1 protein-coding gene is annotated in these 284 nt (G+C 63.7%); it reads right to left on the reverse strand.

Annotated features, from left to right (window positions below):
* Positions 1–284 (reverse strand): AMP-binding protein (locus NJH59_RS25455; protein ID WP_253087485.1); only part of this gene is annotated, 284 nt, incomplete at both ends.

Here is a 284-nt window from a genome sequence, read left to right on the forward strand (position 1 = left end):
TGATGCCGTACATGTTGATCAGTTGCGGCTGCTGATCGCCGAAGCGCTCGAACCAAGGGCGCAGGCTGTGCACGTCGAGAGCTTCACCACCGAATACCACGTAGCGCAGGGCGGGCTTCATCTCGGCTTGCGCCGGGGCACAGGCCACCTGCATCAGCTGTTTGAACGCCGATGGCGTCTGGTTGAGCACGGTGACCCGCTGCTCGCACAGCAACTGGAAGAACTCTTCCGGTGCCCGGCTGGTGGCCTGCGGCACGATGACCAGCCTGCCGCCATACAGCAGC

This window comes from Pseudomonas sp. VE 267-6A (genome assembly GCF_024126555.1).
In the GTDB taxonomy this organism is placed as follows: domain Bacteria; phylum Pseudomonadota; class Gammaproteobacteria; order Pseudomonadales; family Pseudomonadaceae; genus Aquipseudomonas; species Aquipseudomonas palmensis.